The 21832-nt window shown below is 66.6% G+C and carries 17 protein-coding genes; 13 read left to right on the forward strand and 4 right to left on the reverse strand.

What is annotated here, in order from left to right:
• The first annotated feature begins 66 nt into the window (after positions 1-66).
• Positions 67-324, forward strand: a complete 258-nt coding sequence (locus DK847_RS19720) for a DUF1127 domain-containing protein (RefSeq protein ID WP_111200265.1) — start codon at positions 67-69, stop codon at positions 322-324.
• Here DK847_RS19720 and xylB read toward each other — a convergent pair whose 3' ends face one another.
• Complete coding sequence (gene xylB / locus DK847_RS19725; protein WP_111200266.1) at positions 325-1782, reverse strand: xylulokinase; 1458 nt, start codon at positions 1780-1782, stop codon at positions 325-327.
• The gene (ubiG, locus tag DK847_RS19730; protein ID WP_111200267.1) at positions 1782-2522 is read right to left on the reverse strand and encodes a bifunctional 2-polyprenyl-6-hydroxyphenol methylase/3-demethylubiquinol 3-O-methyltransferase UbiG; all 741 of its coding nucleotides are present in this window, start codon (positions 2520-2522) and stop codon (positions 1782-1784) included. Before ubiG ends, xylB begins: the two co-directional genes overlap by 1 nt.
• Positions 2523-2690: 168 nt before the next feature.
• Between ubiG and DK847_RS19735 the strand changes: the two genes are divergently transcribed.
• The 12 genes from DK847_RS19735 (at position 2691) to DK847_RS19790 (ending at position 18228) form a co-directional block, all read left to right on the forward strand.
• Positions 2691-3950: an aspartate kinase gene (locus tag DK847_RS19735; protein WP_111200268.1), complete on the forward strand. Its 1260-nt coding sequence runs from the start codon at positions 2691-2693 to the stop codon at positions 3948-3950.
• 90 nt (positions 3951-4040) lie between these two features.
• Complete coding sequence (gene ptsP, locus DK847_RS19740; protein ID WP_111200269.1) at positions 4041-6308, forward strand: phosphoenolpyruvate--protein phosphotransferase; 2268 nt, start codon at positions 4041-4043, stop codon at positions 6306-6308.
• Between the two features lie 340 nt (positions 6309-6648).
• A complete protein-coding gene (locus tag DK847_RS19745) occupies positions 6649-7803 on the forward strand; it encodes a helix-turn-helix domain-containing protein (RefSeq protein WP_111200270.1) in 1155 nt (384 codons plus the stop codon).
• 10 nt (positions 7804-7813) lie between these two features.
• Positions 7814-8260: a D-aminoacyl-tRNA deacylase gene (gene dtd, locus DK847_RS19750; protein WP_111200271.1), complete on the forward strand. Its 447-nt coding sequence runs from the start codon at positions 7814-7816 to the stop codon at positions 8258-8260.
• A 268-nt stretch (positions 8261-8528) separates the two neighbouring features.
• Positions 8529-9008, forward strand: a complete 480-nt coding sequence (locus DK847_RS19755; protein WP_111200272.1) for a MarR family winged helix-turn-helix transcriptional regulator — start codon at positions 8529-8531, stop codon at positions 9006-9008.
• A gap of 2 nt (positions 9009-9010) precedes the next feature.
• Entirely contained in the window at positions 9011-10114 is a 1104-nt protein-coding gene (locus DK847_RS19760) for an HlyD family secretion protein (protein WP_111200282.1), read from the forward strand.
• 9 nt (positions 10115-10123) lie between these two features.
• The gene (locus DK847_RS19765; RefSeq protein WP_111200273.1) at positions 10124-11674 is read left to right on the forward strand and encodes a DHA2 family efflux MFS transporter permease subunit; all 1551 of its coding nucleotides are present in this window, start codon (positions 10124-10126) and stop codon (positions 11672-11674) included.
• Positions 11675-11715: 41 nt separating this feature from the next.
• Positions 11716-12795, forward strand: a complete 1080-nt coding sequence (gene prfA / locus DK847_RS19770) for a peptide chain release factor 1 (protein WP_111200274.1) — start codon at positions 11716-11718, stop codon at positions 12793-12795.
• The gene (gene prmC / locus DK847_RS19775) at positions 12785-13636 is read left to right on the forward strand and encodes a peptide chain release factor N(5)-glutamine methyltransferase (protein WP_111200275.1); all 852 of its coding nucleotides are present in this window, start codon (positions 12785-12787) and stop codon (positions 13634-13636) included. Before prfA ends, prmC begins: the two co-directional genes overlap by 11 nt.
• Positions 13637-13954: 318 nt before the next feature.
• The gene (locus DK847_RS20875) at positions 13955-14833 is read left to right on the forward strand and encodes a DUF4167 domain-containing protein (protein WP_111200276.1); all 879 of its coding nucleotides are present in this window, start codon (positions 13955-13957) and stop codon (positions 14831-14833) included.
• 319 nt (positions 14834-15152) lie between these two features.
• On the forward strand, positions 15153-17774 hold the full coding sequence (gene clpB / locus DK847_RS19785; protein WP_111200277.1) for an ATP-dependent chaperone ClpB: 2622 nt from the start codon (positions 15153-15155) through the stop codon (positions 17772-17774).
• Positions 17775-17853: 79 nt separating this feature from the next.
• On the forward strand, positions 17854-18228 hold the full coding sequence (locus DK847_RS19790; protein WP_111200278.1) for an MmcQ/YjbR family DNA-binding protein: 375 nt from the start codon (positions 17854-17856) through the stop codon (positions 18226-18228).
• 48 nt (positions 18229-18276) lie between these two features.
• Here the strand turns inward: DK847_RS19790 and DK847_RS19795 are convergent, their stop codons facing one another.
• Both DK847_RS19795 and DK847_RS19800 read right to left on the reverse strand, forming a co-directional pair.
• The gene (locus DK847_RS19795) at positions 18277-19458 is read right to left on the reverse strand and encodes an MFS transporter (RefSeq protein WP_111200279.1); all 1182 of its coding nucleotides are present in this window, start codon (positions 19456-19458) and stop codon (positions 18277-18279) included.
• 58 nt (positions 19459-19516) lie between these two features.
• Positions 19517-21229: a M23 family metallopeptidase gene (locus DK847_RS19800; RefSeq protein ID WP_146256202.1), complete on the reverse strand. Its 1713-nt coding sequence runs from the start codon at positions 21227-21229 to the stop codon at positions 19517-19519.
• Between the last annotated feature and the right edge of the window lie 603 nt (positions 21230-21832).

The raw sequence follows: 21832 nt of genomic DNA on the forward strand, positions 1-21832 counted from the left end.
AGTATCGTAGAAATACGGCAATATCAAGCGTTGAATTTCGATACAATAGATACAATCGGTGATCCCATGCGCGACTTCATCCTGACCCAGTCTATCGCCCGCGACAGTGCCTTCGTCTTCCCGAAGCTGCGCCGCATGCTGCGCAGCTGGTTCGTGAAGCGCGACCTCGCAAGGCTGGAGCGCTTCGATGATTACATGCTGTCCGACATCGGCCTCACCCGCGGCGACCTCCGCCACCTGCGCAGGCTTCCGCTGGACGTCGACCTGACGCATGAGATGGACCGCCTGCGCGAAACCCGCGCCCGGGGCACCCGGCGCGCCTGATCAGAACAGGGGCTCGACGGCCTTGTAGAGCGCCCGGAACCGCACCAGCTTCCCGGCATAGGCCGGCACGAGTGCGGGGTCCGGCGCCACTTCGGCGGCAATGGCGGGCTTGGCGCAGACGGCGGCGGGATCTTCCCCCGTTGCGGCCAGCCTTGCCAGCCGGGCCGCGCCGAAGGCGGGGCCGGCTTCCGAGCCCTCCTGCAGGAGCACGGTCCTGTTCAGCGCGCTGGCGAGGATCTTCATCCAGAAGCGGCTCTTCGACCCGCCGCCATTGACGGCGATCCGGTCGGGCAGGGGGCCGGTGGCCTCGAGATAGCCCTGCGCATCGGCGAGTGACAGGGACACGCCTTCCAGCACGGCCTGCGTCACCTGTTCCGGCGTCGTCGCCGGCGTCAGCCCGAACAGCACGCCCTTGGCCTGGGGCTTGTTGTGCGGCGTCCGCTCTCCCGAGAGATAGGGCAGGAACAGCACGGGCGAGGGGCCGGTGAAAGCCGTCTCGGTGTCCGCCAGCAGCTGGCCGATATCCTCGCGCCCCATCAGCCCCGCCGCCCAGGCCAGCGCGCCCGCGCCATTGAGCAGGGCCGCCATCTGGAACCAGCGGCCGGGAAGTGCATGGCAGAAGGTGTGGATCAGGTGCTCGGGTGCCGGGCGGTAGCTTTCCCGCGCCACGAAATACTGTGTCGCCGTGCCGAGCGAGATGAAGGCATCGCCCTCGTTCACCGCGCCGGAGGCGACAGCCCCCGCCGCCGCATCACCCGCCCCGGTGGCGACGATGATGCCGGGCGGCAGGCCCCAGGCCTTGGCCACGTCGCCCTGCAGCAGGCCGGAAACGGCCGAGCCTTCGAGCGGCGTCGGCAGCATGGCGAGCGGAATGCCCACCGCGGCCGCGATCTCGGGCGACCAGGCCCGCGTCGCGCCATCGAGCAGCAATGCGCCGGAGGCGTCGCACATGTCGGTGGCGAAGCCATGCGTCATGCGGAAGCGCACATAGTCCTTGGGCAGCAGCAAATGCTGCGCCCGGCCGATCGCATCCGGCTCATAGCGCGCGATCCAGAGGAGTTTCGGCGCCGCGAAGCCGGGCATGGCGGGTACACCCGCGATGGTGCCGATCTCGGGAAGCTTCGCATTCAGTTCGGCCGCCTCCGCATGCGAGCGCCCGTCATTGTGCAGGATCGCGGGACGAACAGGCCGGCCAGCCTCGTCCAGCAGCACCGCGCCATGCATCTGGCCCGAAAGCCCGATGGCCTTGATCTCACCCCAGGCCTTGCCCGCCTTGGGGCGTAGCTCGCCCACCGCCTGCTCGACCGCCGCCCACCAGTCCTCGGGGCTCTGCTCCGACCACAGCTCCTTCGGCCGCGAGACGGCGAGCGGTGCCGTCGCCGTGGCAAGGATGGCCTGCTCCCCGTCCACCACCACCGCCTTGACGGAGGAGGTGCCGATATCGATGCCGAGATACATCAGGCCTTCTGGGCCACCAGCATGTAGTTCACGTCCATGTCACGGCTCACCTTCCACGCCCGTGTGAAAGGGCTGTAGGTGACGCCCAGTTCCTCGCGCGTCGAAAGGCCGTTGTCGGCCAGCCAGCCCTTGAGCTCGGCGGGGGTGATGAACTTCTCCCACTGGTGCGTGCCCTTGGGAAGCCAGCCCAGCACATATTCCGCACCCACGATTGCAAGCCCGAAGGACTTCAGCGTGCGGTTGAGGGTGGCGACGAACATCAGGCCCCCCGGCTTCAGCATGGCGGCGCAGGTGCGAACGAAAGCCTGCGGGTCCGCCACGTGCTCGATCACCTCCATGTTGAGGATCACGTCGAACTGCTCGCCCGCCGCGGCGAGGTCTTCCGCGGTGCCGACGCGATAGTCGATCTCGAGGCCCATTTCGTCGCGGTGGACCGAGGCCGTCTTGATGTTGCGCTCGGAGGGGTCGACCCCGGTGATGGAGGCCCCGAGCCTCGCCATCGGCTCGGTCAGGAGACCCCCGCCGCAGCCGATGTCGAGGAACCGCAGGCCGGCGAAGGGCTCCCGCTCGAGGGGGTCGCGCGCCAGCCTGGCCGTCACCTGTTCCTTGATGAACTGCAACCGGACGGGGTTGAACACATGGAGCACCCCGAACTTGCCCTTGGGGTTCCACCATTCGGCCGCCATGGCCGAGAACTTGGCAACTTCCGAGGGGTCGAGGGAGGGGGCGGCAGCGGTCATTCTGAAATCCAATTTTATGCTTTGGGCATTATTGCATAAGCGAAGCCTGTCATCTATGAGTACGCCGCGCCGCACCCGGGGGTTCAAAATTCCTTCAGAACTGGCCACCAGCCGGACCTCCCGAGACGGGGTTTCCGGGCGGCGGGGGACATGAAAGGTTTAAGGCCGATGGGCCGTTTGGTGATGAAGTTCGGGGGGACTTCGGTTGCGGACATTGCCCGCATCCGCAACGTCGCCCGCCATGTGGAACGCGAAGTCAAGGCCGGCCACCATGTGGCCGTGGTGGTCTCCGCCATGTCGGGCACCACCGACCGTCTGGTCGGCTGGTGCCGCGAGGCCGCCGCGGTGCATGACGCCCGCGAATATGACGCGGTGGTCGCCTCCGGCGAACAGGTCACCGCCGGCCTCCTCGCGATCGTCCTGCAGGACTTGGGGATTCCCGCCCGCTCCTGGCAGGGCTGGCAGATCCCCTTGAAGACCGACGGTGTGCATGGCGCCGCCCGCATCGCCGGCATCGACGGCGACGAGATCAGGAAGCGCATGGACCAGGGCCAGGTCGCGGTGATCGCCGGCTTCCAGGGCATCGGCCCGGACCGCCGCATCACCACGCTCGGCCGCGGCGGGTCGGACACGTCCGCCGTGGCCATCGCCGCGGCGCTCGACGCCGCCTGCGACATCTATACCGACGTCGACGGCGTCTATACCGCCGACCCGCGCATCGTCACCGGCGCCCAGAAGCTCGACCGCATCTCCTATGAGGAGATGCTGGAGCAGGCGTCCCTGGGCGCCAAGGTGCTGCAGACCCGTTCGGTCGAGCTCGCCATGGTGTATAAGGTGCCGCTCCAGGTGCGCTCCAGCTTCGAGGCGCCGGACGCACCGAACCAGAACAAGCCCGACGGGACCGGTCCCGGAACACTCGTTTGCGATGAGGAACGTATCGTGGAACAGCATGTCGTCAGTGGTGTCGCCTATTCGCGCGACGAGGCCAAGGTTTCCGTCCGCCGCGTCAAGGACCAGCCCGGCGTCTCCGCCGCCATCTTCGGTCCCTTGGCCGAGGCCGATATCTCGGTCGACATGATCGTCCAGAACATCTCGGCCGATGGCGCCTTCACCGACATCACCTTCACGGTCGCCCGCAAGGACCTGCGCAAGGCGCTGGAAGTGCTGAATGCGGTGAAGTCCAAGGTCGGCTTCGACGACCTCGCCCATTCGGCGGACGTCGCCAAGGTGTCGATCGTCGGCATCGGCATGCGGAGCCACGCCGGTGTTGCCGCCAAGATGTTCAAGGCGCTGGCCGAGAAGGGCATCAACATCCAGGCCATCACCACCTCCGAGATCAAGACCTCGGTGCTGATCGACGAGGCCTATACCGAACTCGCCGTGCGCGCGCTGCACACGGCCTATGGCCTCGACGCCAAGGTCGCCTGATAGACCCATGCGCCTCACCCTCAGCCAGTTCGTGACGAAGGCCGGCCGCTCGAAAGCGGTCCGCGCCTGCGTACGCGGGGACGGCGGCTGATGGGAACCTCCGCCCTCGGCCCGCGCGTCCTGCTCAGAAGGCTCCGCGAGGTCATGGCGGAGCCGGTCACAGCGCAGAAGCGCCTGGACAAGATCGTCCAGATCATCGCCGCCAACATGGTGGCCGAGGTCTGCTCGATCTACGTCATGCGGCCGGGTGATTTCCTCGAGCTCTATGCCACCGAGGGCCTCAAGCGCGAGGCCGTGCACAAGTCCAAGCTCAAGGCGGGCGAGGGCCTCGTCGGCACCATCGCCAAGCAGGCGATCGGGCTGAACCTGTCGGACGCCCAGCAGCACCCCTCGTTCAAATACCTGCCCGAGACGGGAGAAGAGATCTACCACTCCTTCCTCGGCGTGCCGATCATGCGCGGCGGCGCCGTCATCGGCGTGCTCGTGGTGCAGAACCGCACAAGGCGGCACTACACCGAGGAGGAAGAGGAGGCGATGCAGACCACGGCCATGGTGCTGGCCGAGGTCATCGCCGCGGGCGAGCTGCGCGAGGTGGCGAGCGAGGTCGCCGCCGACGTGGCCCATGTCAGAAGCCACCACCTGCGCGGCGATTCACTGGCCGAGGGCGTGGCCCTTGGCCACGCCGTGCTGCACGAGCCGCGCGTCGTCATCCAGAACCTCATCGCCGAGAACGTGCCGGCCGAGAAGCGCCGGCTGGAGGACGCGGTGGCGCAGCTCCGCGCCCATGTCGACGAGCTGCTCGACGGCTCCGACGCCCAGCGCGGCGCCACCGAATATTCCGACGTGCTCGAAACCATCCGCATGTTCGCCCATGACAAGGGCTGGATGAACCGCCTGCGCGAGGCGATCGACACCGGCCTCACGGCCGAGGCCGCGGTGGAGCGCGTGCAGAACGACAACCGCGCGCGCATGATGCGCACGCCGGACCCCTACCTGCGCGAGCGCATGCATGACCTCGACGACCTGTCGAACCGCCTGCTTCGCATCCTGACGGGGGCCATCGCCACCGCGTCGCGCACCGACCTGCCGCAGAACGCCATCGTGGTCGCCCGCAACATGGGCCCCGCCGAACTCCTCGACTATGACCGCTCGAAGCTCCGCGGCGTGGTGCTGGAGGAGGGCGGGCGGACGAGCCACGTCGCCATCGTCGCCCGGGCACTCGGCATTCCCGCCATCGGCCAGGCAGAAGGCCTGATCGACCTCGTCGACACGGGAAGCCCCATCATCGTCGACGGCAGCACGGGTGAGGTCTTCGTTCGTCCGTCAACGGATCTCCAGCGCTCCTATGCCGAGAAGGTCCGCTTCTATGCCCGCAAGCAGGCGCAATATGCGGCGTTGCGTGACGAGCCCGCCATCTGCAAGTCGGGTGAGCGCATCGAGCTCAACATCAATGCCGGCCTCATCGTCGACCTGCCGCATGTCCATGATTCAGGGGCCGATGGCGTGGGCCTCTACCGCACCGAGCTGCAGTTCATGATGGCCAGCCGCTTCCCGCGGCTGTCCCAGCAGATCCGCCATTACGAGGCGATCATCGAACAGGCGCAGGGCAAGCCCGTCACCTTCCGCACGCTCGACATCGGTGCCGACAAGATCCTGCCATACCTGCGCCAGCCGAAGGAGGAGAACCCGGCCCTGGGCTGGCGCTCGATCCGCATGGCGCTCGATCGTCCGGCCCTTCTCCGCCTGCAGCTGCGCGCGTTGATGATGGCGGCGGAAGGCCAGCCGATGAAGATCATGTTCCCCATGATCGCCGATATCGATGAATACCGGCGTGCCATCGAGGTGGTGGAGATCGAGAAGGCGCATCTCCTGAAGCGTGGCCACAGGCTTCCGGCGCCGTTGAAGCTAGGCGCCATGATCGAGATCCCGTCCCTCCTGTGGCAGCTCGACCATCTGCTGCCGCTGGTCGATTTCGCCTCGATCGGGTCCAACGACCTGGTGCAGTTCCTCTTCGCCTCCGACCGCGGCAACCCCAAGCTCGCCGGGCGCTATGATCCCCTGAGCCCCGCGGCGCTCGGCGCCATGCGGTTGATCGTCGAGAAGGCGGCGGAGCACGGCAAGCCCGTCACCCTCTGTGGTGAGCTGGGCGGCCGCCCGCTGGAGGCGATGGGCCTCATCGGCGTCGGCCTCAACTCCATCTCCATGGTGCCCTCGGCAATCGGCCCCGTGAAGGCCATGCTGCGCACGCTCGACCGCCAGAAGCTGTGGAAGTTCATGGAGCCGCTCCTCAAGAGCCCGCTCCACACGCTCCGCCCCGAACTCCTCGAATTCGCCCAGCGCAACGGCGTGGTGCTTTAGCCACGAGTCCTTCTCCCATCCCTGCGGGACGGGAGACGGGCCAAGCCCTAGAAACCGGATCACCATGTCAATCAGCAGCAGGATCATCATGCCTGCCCATATACCCCATCGCCGGCCGAAAGTCAAGAACTTTTGCCTGTGAAAGGACTATATTCTATATCCCTCATATGCGCGACCGCTGCATGAGCCTCATCTTCGCCGGGCCTGGCCCGGCGATCCTTTCGCTCGGCGGAAAGGGTGGCACGGTGAACAAAGGGTGTCGCAAGCCTCGCGTTAGCTTCCCATTCACCATTCTCGGTCATTCTTGGGCAAAAGGTAACCCGTGCCCGAGAGTGGTAACATGCGTGATGACAGCGTCGAGATGACCGGTGAGGCCCAGGCGGCCGTGGACCAGCACGAGGAGGCCGCCCACGAGGAGGCCCCCCACCACATCGAGATGCGCGACAGGCCCGATGGCGAGGCGGACCCGCTCGGCGAGGCCGGCTGGTATCTCGAGCATGAGCGCCTCATGCGCGGCCTGTCGCTGGAAGAGGCGGCGGAGGGCTGTGGCATCCACCCCTATCACCTCGAAGCCATCGAATATGGCGACATGACCTGCCTGCCGGAGCGCGGCGAGGCGCTGGAGATGATCGGCGCCTACACCGCCTTCCTCGGTTTCGACCCGGAGCCGCTGGTGCAGCACTTCGCCCAGTTCATGCCGGTGCCGGCGCTGAAGGCCGAGGCCCGCCACCCGGCCAATCCGGCGCCGCTGTCCTCCGCCAAGATCCTGGCCTTCACCCGTTTCGCCAGGCTGCCGAAGATGAAGATGCGCCGCATGCCGGGCGGGGCCGGGGGCCTCGTCGCGGGCCTCGCCGGTGCCGTCCTGCTGTTCGGCGCAGCGAGCTACATGCTGATGCCGTCTGCCGACACGGCTGCCGACAAGGCGCTGGACATGTCGAGCGCGGATTATCCCGCGCCGCCGCCGCCGCCCGGTGCCGATCCGATGCCGACCGCCTCCACCGGTGCCGACACCGCCGAAGTCTCGGTGGGTGACGAGCCCATGCCGGCACAGGAGACCCAGTCCGCAGCCGTCCAGCCCGAGGGCGAGAACGATCTCGACGGAACCGGGCTCGACGGCATCACCGCGCTGATCGAGAAGAACGTGCCCCCGTCCACCGCCTCCACTTCCAAGGCCCCGGCCGCCACCGCCGCCGCCACGCCCAACAAGAGCGGCGGCCAGCAATATGGCGACGCCGCCGGCGACAGCCGCCTGACGCTCAAGGCCAAGGCCCCCGTCTGGGTCCGCATCGAGGATGGCAGCGGCAATGTGGTGATGACCCAGATGCTGATGAAGGGCGACACCTACCGCGTGCCCAACCGTGATGGCCTCGTCGTCATCGCGCGGGACGGCGGGCTCCTCGTCTACATCATCGACGGCAAGGAAAAGGGCATTCTCGGCACGCCGGGCGAAATCCTGGTCGGCCGCTCGCTCGACATCAAGTCCTTCGAGAGCTGATCCGCCCGTCTTGCGCGCCGTCGTCCAGCGCGTTTCGGAAGCGTCCGTCACGGTCGAGGCCCAGGTCACCGGCGCCATCGGCCGTGGCTTTCTCGTGCTCGTCTGCGCCATGGCGGGAGACAGCGAGAGCCAGGCGGAAAAGCTCGCCCGCAAGATCGCGGCGCTGAGGGTCTTCAAGGACGAGGCGGGCAAGATGAACCTCCCCTTGTCGTCCGTTCAGGGCTCCGTCCTCGCCGTCAGCCAGTTCACGCTGGCCGCCCAGGGCATGGAAAGCGGCAACCGCCCCGGCTTCTCCAGGGCCGCCCCGCCTGATGTCGGCCAGCGCCTCTACGATCACTTCTGCGCGGTCCTGCGCGCTGAAGGCGTCACCGTCGAAACGGGCATCTTCGCCGCCGACATGAAGGTGGCCCTCGTCAATGACGGCCCGGTCACCATCCTTTTCGACACGGCTGGCTGAGGTCCGCCACCCACCCAGGTCTCATCATCGCCGGGCGTGTCCCGGGTATCCTTTGCGGGCGCCGGAAAAGCATACCCGTGACAAGCCCGGGAAAGATGAAACTTGGGGAAGGGCAGCATGGCACTGCCGGGCAGAGCGTGGCACGGCCCCGCGGGAGGGTCACACGTCCCCTCAACCTGACGTTCCCGTCAAAGTTCGTGGCCCTGCCATGCACGGATTGCAGGGTAATTGCGTTGAACAATAATATACAACGCATATCATATCGCCCATGCACAACATTGACCCCCGGCGCGAGGCCGCGCTCCGCCTCGTCGAAACCTCCCGCTTGCTGCGCGTCACCGTGGAGCAGCGGCTGAAGCCCTTTGGGCTGACCCGCGCCCAGTTCGCGACCCTCGCGCGGCTCGACCGCCAGGACGGGCTGGCCCAGCATGAACTGGCCGAGGTGCTGGAGGTGCAGCCCATCGCCATGGTGCGGCTGGTCGACCAGCTGAGCGCGGAAGGGCTGGTGGAGCGTCGCAACGACCCCGCCGACCGCCGCGTCAACCGTCTCTACATCACGCCCGCCGGGCGTGAACGAACCCGCGGTCTCGACGGTTTCAAGCAGGCCATGGGCGAGGAGCTGTTCGAAGGCTTCACCGCGCCCGAGATCATCCAGCTGCTCGAAACCTTCGACCGGCTCCACGCCAATCTCAAGGTCATCCAGGCCGCCGATGCCGCGGCCACCAAGCTCAGGAAGTCAGGTACGTGAAGATGAGTGATGCCTCTGCCCCCCTTGCCCCGAAGCCGCGCCGCCGCTGGCTGCGGCGTTTCCTCCTGCTGGTCGTGCCCGCCATCGCCATCGTGGCGGGACTTGCGATATTTCTCCATGGCGGGCGCTACATCTCGACCGACAATGCCTATGTCGCAGCCCAGAAGGTGCTGGTGACGCCGCAGATTTCCGGCACGGTGAACGAGATCAAGGTCACCGAGGGCCAGAAGCTGAAGGCCGGCGACCTGCTCTTCACCATCGACCCGAGGCCCTATGAGATCGCCCTGGCCGAGGCCAGGGCGGCGCTCACCCGTGCCGAGACGGACTTCGGCGCACTCAAGAGCCAGTATCAGGGTTTCGCCCCGCAGATCGAGGTGGCGCAGCACACGGTTGAGCTCCGCCAGTCCGAGGTCGACCGCAAGTCGAAGCTGCTCGCCTCCAGGGTCATCGCGCGTGCCGACATCGAGCAGGACGAGGTGAACCTGCAGCTGGCCACGGCCCAGCTCTCGCAACTCCAGCAGGGCCAGCGCAATGCCCTGAGCCAGCTTGGCGGCAATCCGGATGCCACGCTGGAAAGCTACGGCCCCTGGCTCGCTGCCAGCGCCGTAGTGGACCGCGCCCAGTGGAACCTCGACCAGACGGTTCTGAAGGCGCCGCTGGATGGTATCGCCACCCAGGTCTCCAACATCCAGCTCGGCCGCTTCCTCGCGGCGGGTTCCCCGGTCTTCGCCATCGTCAGCGACCAGGACGTCTGGATCGATGCCAACCCGAAGGAGACGGACATCACCTGGCTGAAGCCCGATCAGCAGGTGACGATCACCGTCGATGCGTTTCCGGACCATGCCTTCACCGGCCATGTCGCCTCGATCAGCCCCGGCACCGGCGCGCAGTTCTCGCTCATCCCGGCACAGAACGCGGCAGGCAACTGGGTCAAGGTGGTGCAGCGCGTGCCGGTGCGCATCACGCTCGACGAGGGCCAGGACCTGACGAAGCTGCGCGCCGGCATGAGCGTCAACGTCGACATCGACACGCACCGCAAGCGCACGCTGGCGGGGCTCCTCCACTGGGAGGCCGTGGCCCAGCCGGTGCAGGAAGCCCGGCAGTAGGCAACACCCATGTCCGCCGCCGCATATGCCAAGGCCCAGGACGCCCCGGTCATTCACCGGGGCCTCATCACCGTCTGCGTGATGCTGGCCACCATCATGCAGGCGCTGGACACCACCATCGCCAACGTCGCACTGCCCTACATGCAGGGCTCGCTCGGCGTGACGCTGGACCAGGTGAACTGGGTGCTGACCTCCTACATCGTCGCCGCGGCGATCATGACGGCGCCGTCGGGCTGGCTCGCCGTGCGCTTCGGCCGCAAGAAGGTCTTCATCATTGCCGCCGCGGGCTTCACCATCGCCTCCGTCCTGTGTGGTGCGGCACAGGGCATCACCGACATGGTGGCCTACCGGCTCCTGCAGGGCGTCTTCGGCGCGGCGCTGGTGCCGCTGTCACAGGCCGTGATGATGGACATCTACCCGCCGGAGAAGCGCGGGCAGGCCATGGCCATCTGGGGCATGGGCGTCATGCTCGGCCCCATCATGGGACCCACACTCGGCGGCTGGCTCACCGAATACTACACCTGGCGCTGGGTCTTCCTGATCAACCTGCCCTTCGGCATCGCCACCGTGCTGGGCCTCATGGCCTACATGCCGGACACCAAGCCGCGCGAGATGCGCTTCGACTGGCTGGGCTTCGCGACCTTGAGCTTGTGCATCGGCTTCCTGCAGCTGATGCTCGACCGCGGCGAAAGCCAGGGCTGGTTCCAGTCGAACGAGATCATCCTCGAGGGCCTGATCGCCGCCGCGGCGGGCTACCTCTTCATCGCCCACACCGCGACGGCGGACAGGCCCTTCGTGCCGCCGGCGCTGTTCAGGGACTGGAACTTCACGCTGGGCGTCTTCTTCATGTTCATCGTCGGCGTGCTGATCCTCGCCAGCGTCGCGCTGATCACGCCCTTCGTGCAGAACGTCATGGGCTATCCGGTGCTGAGCGCCGGCTTCCTGCTCGGCACGCGCGGCATCGGCACCATGGCCTCGATGATGGTGGTGGGCCGTCTCCTCTCCTTCATAGATGCACGGCTGCTGATCGGGTTGGGGATGGGCTGCTCCGCCTTCTCGCTGTGGATGATGACCGGCATCACGCCCGACATCTCGTCCTTCACGATCATCTGGACCAGCGTGCTGCAGGGCGTCGGCCTGGGGCTGGTGTTCGTGCCGCTCAACACCATCTCGTTTGCCACCCTGCCGCCGCAGCTCCGCACGGAAGCCGCCTCGGTCTGGACCCTGATCCGCAACATGGGTTCCTCCATCGGCGTCTCGATCGTCATCGCCCAGCTCACCTCCGGCACGACCCTGATGCATGCCCGCATCGCCGAGCTGATCACCCCCTTCAACGCCGGCTTCCAGCTCAATTTCGTGCCCCTGCTCGATCCTTCCACCACCGAAGGGGTGGCGATGATCGACCGGATGGTGACCGGCCAGGCAAGCACCATCGCCTACCAGAACGACTTCCTGCTGATGACCCTGATGGGGGTCCTCTGCCTGCCCCTGGTGCTGCTGTTCCGCGGGCCAAGGAAGGCCGCGGCACCAAGGCCCGCCATGGCCGATGCCGGGCACTGAGCGGTTGCCCCGCGCCCAGGCCTTCGGCTAGAAGCGCCGCCATGTCCGCCATTCCGCACGAAAAGCTCGACCGCATCATCCAGCGCTTCGCCACCGTCGAACACGACATGTCGTCGGGGGCTGTCTCGGGTGATGCCTTCGTCAAGCTGTCCAGGGAATATGCCGATCTCGAGCCCACCGCGAGGAAGGCGCAGGAGCTGCGCAAGGCCTATGACGAGCGCCGCGACCTCGAGGACATGGTGAAGGCCGGCGGCGAGCTCGCCCAGATGGCCGAGGCCGAGCGCCCGGTGCTGGACGAGAAGATCGAGAAGATGGAGCAGGAAATCCGCATCCTGCTGCTCCCCAAGGATGCGGCGGATGACAAGAACGTCATCCTCGAGGTGCGCGCCGGAACGGGTGGCGACGAGGCGGCGATCTTCGCCGGCGATTTGTTCCGCATGTACCAGCGCTATGCGGCGTCGAAGAACTGGCGGGTCGAGCTGATCTCGGCCAGCGAGGGCGAGCATGGCGGCTACAAGGAAGTGATCGCCAACATCTATGGCGCCGGCGCCTTCGCGCACCTGAAATTCGAGTCGGGCGTGCACCGCGTGCAGCGCGTGCCGGCCACCGAAACACAAGGCCGCATCCACACCTCGGCGGCGACCGTCGCCGTGCTGCCCGAGGCCGAGGACGTCGACATCAAGATCGAGGACAAGGACCTCAGGATCGACGTCTACCGCTCGTCCGGCCCCGGTGGCCAGTCGGTGAACACCACCGACTCGGCGGTCCGCATCACCCACATCCCCACGGGCATCGCGGTGGCGCAGCAGACCGAAAAGTCGCAGCTCAAGAACAAGAATGCCGCGATGAAGCTGTTGCGGGCGCGGCTGTATGAGATCGAGCGCCAGCGCATCGATTCCGAGCGTTCCGCGACGCGCAAGGACCAGGTCGGCTCCGGCGACCGCTCGGAGCGCATCCGCACCTATAACTTCCCGCAAGGCCGCTGCACCGACCACCGCATCAACCTCACCCTCTACAAGCTTGACCAGATCATCGAGGGTCCGGCGCTGGAGGAAATGGTGCAGGCGCTGATGACCAATCACCAGGCCGAGCTTCTCGCCGAAGCGGACAATGCCGCCTGACCAGCTGGCCAGCCTTCTGGCCGCCGCCAGCGCGCGGCTGAAGGCAGCGGGCTCAGACACGCCGGTGCTCGACGCCCGCCTGCTGCTGCAGGCCGCAGCCGGGTTCAGCCGCGAGGACCTGATCATGGGGCCGGACTGCACGCTCTCGCCCGGGCAGGCGGCACGCTTCGAATCCTTCATCGCGCGCCGTGAAGAGCACGAGCCCGTTTCCCGCATCCTCGGCGAACGCGAGTTCTATGGCCGCGCCTTCAAGGTCACACCCGACACGCTCGACCCGCGCCCCGATACCGAGACCATCATCGAGGCGGCGCTGCCACGGATCGGCAAGGGCGCGCGGCTGCTCGACCTCGGCACCGGCACCGGTGCCATTGCCATCACGCTTCTGGCGGAACGGCCGGAGTCGACGGGGGTTGCGACCGACCTGTCACCAGCCGCACTGGCGGTGGCTGGCGAGAATGCCCGGGCGCTGGGCGTCGCGGACCGGCTGACGCTGCTCGAAGGCAGCTGGCTCGAACCCGTCACCGGCGCCTTCGACATCATCCTGTCGAATCCACCCTATATCCCGGCGGGCGATATTGCGACCCTGAGCCCCGACGTACGGAACCATGACCCGGGCCTCGCACTTGTCGGAGGAACTGACGGCCTCGACCCCTATCGCATCATCGCGTCCGGTGCCGCTGCCCATCTGGCGGCGGGCGGTCACGTTCTGGTCGAGATCGGGGCCGGGCAGGCGGAGGACATTACCGCGATTTTCACGCAGCACGGCTTCCGGGCGGCCGGCCGGTACCGCGATCTCGGCGGTCACGAGCGCTGCCTGGCCTTTAACCGCCCTGAAAAATAGCGTTTGGAAATGAAGGGCCTGTGGGCTAAATACGAGTCGGAAACGCTTTCTGCCCTTTGTATTGGTGCCGGGAACGACGTTGGGGCATTGGCGCCGGGATGGCGCAGAGGCCCGAGAGTTGAAATCAGCACAGGCGGGGACATGGCAAGAGCCCTCCGGGACTCGCGCCGCTGGCGGAAGCCTTCTCAAACCAACGGGATACGCTTGAAGACGCTCGCTTTCTGAGCCCACACGTAAACGGGATGCCGCGGAACCCAAGCGTTCGGCGGAGCAACTCCTGCAACCTAGGATCAGGCCCAGCCTGAAGATGGAATTTCGATGAGACCGACCCATAAGAACCGCAACCGCAACCGCCATCGCAGCGGAGGCGGCGGAGGTGGCGGCGGGGGCGGCGGCGGCGGTGGCAACCCGCTCAGCCGCGTCTACGAGAGCAACGGTCCGGACGTGAAGGTCCGCGGCACCGCCCAGACGGTTGCCGACAAGTACCTCCAGCTCGGCCGCGACGCCCAGTCTTCCGGCGACATCGTGATGGCGGAAAGCTATTTCCAGCATGCCGAGCACTACCTGCGCATCGTCTTCGCGGCGCAGGCCTATAACCAGCAGAACAACCCGCAGCAGGCCCAGCAGCAGTATCGCCGCCAGGACGAGGAGTTCGATGACGAGGACCTCGAGGACCATGGCGAGGCCCAGGTCGAGCAGCGCGGCGCACAGGGCCAGGGCGGCGAACCCGAAGGCCTGGGCGACCAGCCTGCAATCGAGGGCCAGGACCGCCCGCAGCAGAACCAGCCCTTCCGCCAGAACCGCGACCGCGACTTCAACCGTGATCGGGACCAGAACCGGGACCGTGACCAGAACCGCGACAACCAGGGGCAGGGCCGCGACCGCTTCCGCCCGCGCTGGCAGGACCGCAACGAGCGCCGCAACAATGACCAGCAGGGCCAGGGCGGCGAACCGCGCCAGAACCAGCAGCCCCGCCAGCAGGACGAGCAGCCGCGCAGCGAGCCGGCTCCGGCCCCGGCGCCCGCCGCCGCTTCCGAGGATGGCGACCGCTGGGAGGCCCCGTCCTTCCTGCGCCGGCCCGCCCCCGCGCCGGCTCCCGTGGAAGCCGCTGCCGAAGAGGTGGCCGCAGCCCCGGTGAAACGCCCCCGCCGCACCCGCAAGGAGACGGCGGCCGAGGTTCCGGAAGCCTCCGACTGAGGCCAATCCCCAACTTGCGACTGAAGGCGGCGCCGGGTGTGCCGCCTTTCCTGTTCCTGGGGCCCGCGGCCAGCCCGGAGCGGGGCGCCCGGCACTTGTCAAAACCTTGATGCAAGGCAAGGCTGGCGAGCTTCAGAAGGATCTACATACCCCGCTTGATTGATTGAAAACGCTACCCATATGTCTCCCATCAAGGCCGCTCTCCTCAGGGAATGCCTCGCGGGGGTTCAGAATGGGTTGGGGTGGCACATCAAACCGTTGACGGCTTTTCAGGGGTGCCCTTCCGGGGCCCGTGAGGAGTGCCGAGGAGGAGAAACACATGGATTTCGAGAAATACACCGAACGTTCGCGCGGCTTCATCCAGTCTGCGCAGTCGCTGGCGCTGCGTGAGGGCCACCAGCGCTTCACCCCCGAACATTTGCTGAAAGTCCTGCTCGACGACGAGGAGGGGCTTGCCGCCGGCCTGATCAAGGCCGCGGGCGGGGATTCGCGTCTCGCACTCCGGGAAACCGAGGCTGCGCTCAAGAAAATGCCGAAGGTCTCCGGCGGCGGCGCGGGGCAGGTCTACCTGTCGCCCGAAATGGCGCGCGTCTTCGAGGCCGCGCAGAAGATCGCCGAGAAGGCGGGCGACAGCTATGTGACCGCCGAGCGCCTGCTGCAGGCGCTGGCCGTCGAGCCGTCGGAGGCGCAGACGATCCTCAAGGATTCGGGCGTCACGGCGCAGGGCCTGAACGAGGCCATCAACGCGATCCGCAAGGGCCGCACGGCCGACACGGCATCCGCCGAGCAGGGCTATGATGCGCTGAAGAAATATGCCCGTGACCTCACCGAGGCGGCGCAGCAGGGCAAGCTCGACCCGGTCATCGGCCGCGACGAGGAGATCCGCCGCACCATCCAGGTGCTGTCGCGGCGCACCAAGAACAACCCGGTCCTGATCGGTGAGCCCGGCGTCGGCAAGACGGCGATCGCCGAAGGCCTGGCGTTGCGCATCGTCAAGGGCGACGTGCCGGAGAGCCTGAAGGACAAGAAGCTGATGGCACTCGACATGGGCTCGCTCATCGCCGGCGCCAAGTATCGCGGCGAGTTCGAGGAGCGGCTCAAGGCCGTGCTGTCCGAAACCATGGCGGCCGAAGGCGGCATCATCCTGTTCATCGACGAGATGCACACGCTCGTGGGTGCGGGCAAGACCGATGGCGCGATGGATGCCTCGAACCTGCTGAAGCCTGCACTCGCCCGTGGCGAACTCCACTGCGTGGGTGCGACCACGCTGGACGAGTACCGCAAGCATGTCGAGAAGGACGCCGCACTCGCCCGCCGCTTCCAGCCCGTCTTCGTCGGCGAGCCGACGGTCGAGGACACCGTGTCGATCCTGCGCGGCATCAAGGAGAAGTACGAGCTTCACCATGGCGTGCGCATCACCGACTCCGCACTGGTCTCGGCGGCGGTTCTCTCGAACCGCTACATCACCGACCGCTTCCTGCCGGACAAGGCCATCGACCTGATGGACGAGGCGGCGTCGCGCCTGCGCATGCAGGTCGACTCGAAGCCCGAGGAGCTCGATGAGATCGACCGCCGCATCATGCAGCTGCAGATCGAGCGCGAGGCGCTGAAGAAGGAAACCGACCAGGCCTCCAAGGACCGTCTCGTCAAGCTCGAGAAGGAGCTGGCGGAGTTCGAGGAGAAGTCGGCTGGCATGACCCGCCGCTGGCAGGAGGAGAAGGAGCAGCTCGCTTCGGCCTCCCGCATCAAGGAGGTGCTGGAGAAGGCGCGCTTCGAACTCGAGCAGGCGCAGCGCAAGGGTGACTTTGCGAAGGCGGGCGAACTCGCCTATGCGACGATCCCCGAGTTCGAGAAGAAGCTGAAGGAAGCCGAAGAGAAGTCGAGCGCCAAGATGCTCGAGGAGGCGGTGACGGAGAACCACGTGGCACAGGTCGTGTCGCGCTGGACCGGCGTACCCGTCGACAAGATGCTGGAAGGCGAGCGCGAGAAGCTCATCGCCATGGAGACCGAGCTTGCCAAGCGCGTCATCGGCCAGTCCGATGCGGTGATCGCGGTGTCGACCGCGGTCAGGCGTTCGCGCGCGGGCCTGCAGGACCCGAACCGGCCGATCGGCTCGTTCATGTTCCTTGGCCCCACGGGTGTCGGCAAGACCGAGCTCACCAAGGCGCTCGCAGGCTTCCTGTTCGACGACGAGCACGCGATGGTGCGCATCGACATGTCGGAATACATGGAGAAGCACTCCGTCTCGCGCCTCATCGGTGCCCCTCCCGGCTATGTCGGCTACGACGAGGGCGGTGCGCTGACCGAGGCCGTCAGGCGTCGTCCCTACCAGGTCGTTCTCTTCGACGAGATCGAGAAGGCGCACCCGGATGTCTTCAACGTGCTCCTGCAGGTGCTCGATGACGGCCGCCTGACCGATGGCCAGGGCCGCACCGTGGACTTCAAGAACACGCTGATCATCATGACCTCGAACCTCGGCGCCGAATATCTGGTGAGCCTGGGCGAGGGTCAGGACGTGGACGTGGTGAAGGACGAGGTGATGGCGGTGGTGAAGAGCCACTTCCGGCCCGAGTTCCTGAACCGCCTCGACGAGATCGTGCTGTTCCACAGGCTCAAGCGCGAGCACATGGGCGCCATCGTCGACGTCCAGGCCGGGCGTCTCCGCAAGCTCCTCGCCGATCGCAAGATCGAGGTGGAGATCAGCGACGCGGCCCGCGACTGGATCGCCGAGAAGGGCTACGAGCCGGCCTATGGCGCGCGCCCCCTGAAGCGCGTGATCCAGAAGAACCTCCAGGATCCGCTGGCCGAGGAGATTCTCTCCGGCCGCATCAAGGACGGCCAGACGGTGAAGGTCGACGTCAAGGGCGGTCTTCTGACCTTCAACGGCGTCCCCGTCGGTGGCAAGACGGTGGTCGATCCGAAGGTCGTGAAGCTGCACTGAGGAAAGCAACGAATTGAAGGAGGGCGGTCCTGGTGGGGCCGCTCTTTTTGTTTGCTCGCTCTCGTGCCACTCTCGGCACATGACACTCGACGGCTACAACCGTTTCTGCCGCAGCCTCGCCCACACGGCCCATGTCGTGCAGTGGGATGATGCGCATGTGTGGAAGGTGGGCGGGCCCAAGGGCAAGGTCTTCGCCATCGCCTCGCGTTGGGAAGGCTCCTCGCTCGACATCACCTTCAAGGCCTCGCAGCTCTCCTTCGATCTCCTGAAGGACAAGCCGGGCCTCAGGCCTGCGCCCTATCTCGCCTCGCGCGGGCTCATCTGGCTGCAACGGCGCACGGCGGAGACGCTCGATGATGCAGCGCTCAAGGATTACCTTCGGGAGAGTCACCGTCTCGCAGCGCTGAATCTGCCGAAGCGGATGCAGAAGGAGTTGGGGCTCAATCCTCCTTAGCTCGTCATCCCGGCCTTCGCCGGGATGACGGCATAAAGGGTGCTCGGCTTACTTCTTCGGCGGATTGTCCTGCGCGAAGAGATACACCACGAGGCTCACTGCCAGCAGCCCGGCGAAGATCAGATGCAGCGTGGCATAGGCCTGTTCGGGTGGCTGGTCGGCGAGCCGTTTCATCAGCGCACCGCTCGCCGGCTGCAGCACGCCGGCACCACCGATGAACAGCACGTTCAGCAGGGTGATGCCGCGGCCCAGAAGATGGTCCGGCACGAAGCTGCGGCCATGCGCCATCAGCACGCCATAGGTCATGCCGAAGCCGCCGAGCAGGCCCATGATGAGAATGGCCATGGAGAGCGAGAGGCCGGGCAGGGCGAGTGCGGCAAAGCACAGTGCCGTCACGCTCACGCCGCCGAACACCACCCATTTGCGCGTGCCGAGCAGGCGGTCGAGCGGGCCATAGGCCATGGCCCCCGCCGACATGGCTGCCGCCATCACGAGCAGCGCGTTGCCGCGTGCCACGGGCTCGAGCCCGAAGACCGATGAGAAATAGGGCCCGGCCCACAGGCCGCGCTCCGCCAGCACCACGGCATAGCTGACCGCGGTGATGGGCAGCAGCGGCCACAGGCTTCGGATCTTCAGGATGTCGCCAACGCCGCCGAACAATCCGCGGCTGCCATGCGAAGTGATGCGCTCGGGATCGCGGATCAGCAGCAGCACCGAGAGGGCCGAGAGTGCGGTGGCCGCCGCCATGCCGGCCATCGCGGCGCGCCAGCCGATCGACTGCGCCACCCAGGCGAGCGGCGAGGCGGCCAGCAGGTTGCCCGCGGTCCCAAGCCCGAGGAGCCACGAGCACAGCAGCGCGAAGCGCTGTGGCGCCGCGATGCGCCCGAAGAGATAGATCGCCCCCATGTAGATCGAGCCGCAGCCCGCCCCGATCAGCAGCATGGCGATGTTGAGCGCGGTGGCGCTGTGGGCCGTGGCGAACAGCAGTGCGCCGGCGACTGCCGCCAGCATCTGCAGCGCCACGGTGCGGCGCGGGCCCACCGTGTCCAGCGCCCAGCCCACGGGAAACTGCGTCACGACGAAGCCGAGGATCCAGAAGGCCTGCAGGTTGCCAAGCGCCTGCGGGTCGAGCGCCAACTCGCGCGCCAGTTCGGGCGCGATCACCGCCAGGAAGGAGCGGTAGAACTGGCTCAGCACATAGGCGGCAAGGAACGTGAGGAAGGCGCGCATCGGCAAGCGTCATCGCAGGCGCAGGACAGTGGCGCAAGCACGGATCGGGCGTTGTGGCCTACTGCTTGACCTGGGCAACCTGCAGCGGCGAGGGCGCCTGCTGCATCATGGCCAGCACCCGCTGCTTCATCTGGTTGAACTTCGACAGTTCCTTGCCGGCAAGCTGCTTGCCGCCCGCCGCATTGATGCGGGTCGGATTCACCGGCCGGTCGTCGACATGCACTTCATAATGCAGATGCGGGCCGGTCGAGCGGCCGGTGGATCCGACATAGCCGATGATCTGCCCCTGGTTGACCTTGGTGCCGCGGCGGATGCCGGCCGCGAGCTTGCTCATGTGGGCATAGAGCGTTTCGTAGCGGTCGTTGTGCTTGATCTCGACGGCAATGCCGAAGGCACCGTGGCGCCCGGCGATCTTGACCACGCCCGAGCCGGCGGCGCGGATGGGGGTGCCCTGCGGCACGCCGAAGTCGACGCCCGCATGCATCTTGGAGTAGCCGAGCAGCGGGTGGCGGCGCATGCCGAAGCCGGAGGTGAGCCTGGCGCCCGACACCGGCGTCTTCAGCAGCGACTTCTGGGCGCTGCGGCCCTTCTCGTCGAAATAGTCGGTCTGCCCGTCCTTGGTGGTGTAGCGGTAATAGGTCTTGGTCTTGCCGTCGAGGGTGAGCTGCGCGAAATGCAGCACCTTGCGGCGGGACGACGAGCCGGTCAGCGGGTTGCCGTAGAACACCTCGAAGGTGTCGGAGGCCTTCACCTGGCGCTGGAAGTCGACGTCGTAGGAGAAGATACGGGTGAATTCCGCGATGATGTAGTCCGGGATCTTGTTGTCCTTGGCCGTGCCGTAAAGGCTGGACCCAACCTTTGCTTCGGTGCGGAAGTGGTTGATCTGGGCATATTGCGACTTGGTGCCGGCCCTGGCGCCCTCGATCGCGGCGGCGAAGCGGCCGTCTTCGTCGGCTTCCACGGTGAGGGTTTCCTTCGGTCCCGGATCGAAGGAGAGTTCGACCGGGAAGATCACTTCGCGGCCATAGAAGTCGATCTGGCGGTCGAGGGTGAGTTCGAAGGCAGTGCCCGGCTTGATCATGCCCACGGGAAAGATCGGGTCGATCGACGCGACCAGCGCCTTGGCTGCGTCCTGGCTCACGCCGCGGTCGGTCAGCGCATCGATCAGCGTCTCGCCCTTGGCCAGCTTGAAGGTTTCGTCGGTCGGCTCGGGCGGAACCTGCTTGGTGATGGTGGTGATGTTCTGCTCTTCGTCGACGCCGTCGATCTCGGCATCGATCACCACCGGCCTGTCCTCGCTGTAGGGAAGGTCGTCGGAGGTGATCTCGGGATAGAGATTGGCGTTGTTGAGGTCGCGCTCCGGAACCACGGGCTGGTAGGCGGAGGAGAATTCCTTGCGGCCGATCAGCGAGCCGGAGCCCGCACTGTCTGGATACATGCCGGTGAGCGACGCCTTCTCCACCGAGGCATAGGCATCACGCGGTGCGGCGTTCTCGCCAAAGATGCCAAGGACCGCACTGCCGATGATCAGCGATCCGGCAATCCCGGCAACACAGGTTGTCAGCAGCCAGCGGTGGTGGGCCGGTTCGACCTGGAACGGATCGGGCGAGGGTTCGGAAACGGCGGCGGGCGGCGGCAGGGCACGCGGTGCAGGCGCAGTGCGGGGCGCAGTTGCGGCGCGGGGCGGCAGCTTCGACGGCAATGGCGGACGGCGGGTCGTGCCGGCAACTGGTGTGCGGGCGCGAAACTGTCTGTCAACGCGATCGTTCAATACTCAAATCCCCTGTCACACTCGCACGCCCGGAAATCTCGACCTGGCCTCTTCCCAATTCGGCAGGTCCTCCGGAGCCTGTTCGTTTGTCTTGCTCCGGCCGGGACTCAGAAGCCCCCCGAGGGGACTTCCGGCGCGGGACGGAAAATGCCTGTCGGAACCCCGTTAGTCAACCCGCATTGGGGGCTGTGCTCCACAGGGTTCGTCCAGCCTCGCCGGGGCCTCTTCCGCAGTCCGGGACGCGGGCTGGAATTCCGAGCCTGCACTGTCACACAGAGTTATTTCCAATTCGTTAACCATGATCGGGGCCGGTCCGCAGCCGCCCGTCAATGTGACGGGTCCCCTCAGGCCGTCATGACAAGGTCATCCCGGGCCCTCCGGGCCCAGCCAATACCCGGCCGCAGGGCCGGTGAAGCTGCCGACACGGATCAATTTCCCATCGGACTTTCCGATACTTGCGAGATTTTTCAAGAATCTGCGCGCGACATGCTTGACACTTTGGCCGGGCTTCTCATATAAGCCGGGTCACTGAGGGACGCGGCGCTGCGGCGCGGCGGGCCTTTTTGCCGAAAGCCGACAAGCTGGCGAACTGCCGGTTAGCCT

The organism is Aestuariivirga litoralis, from assembly GCF_003234965.1.
Taxonomy (GTDB): Bacteria; Pseudomonadota; Alphaproteobacteria; order Rhizobiales; family Aestuariivirgaceae; genus Aestuariivirga; species Aestuariivirga litoralis.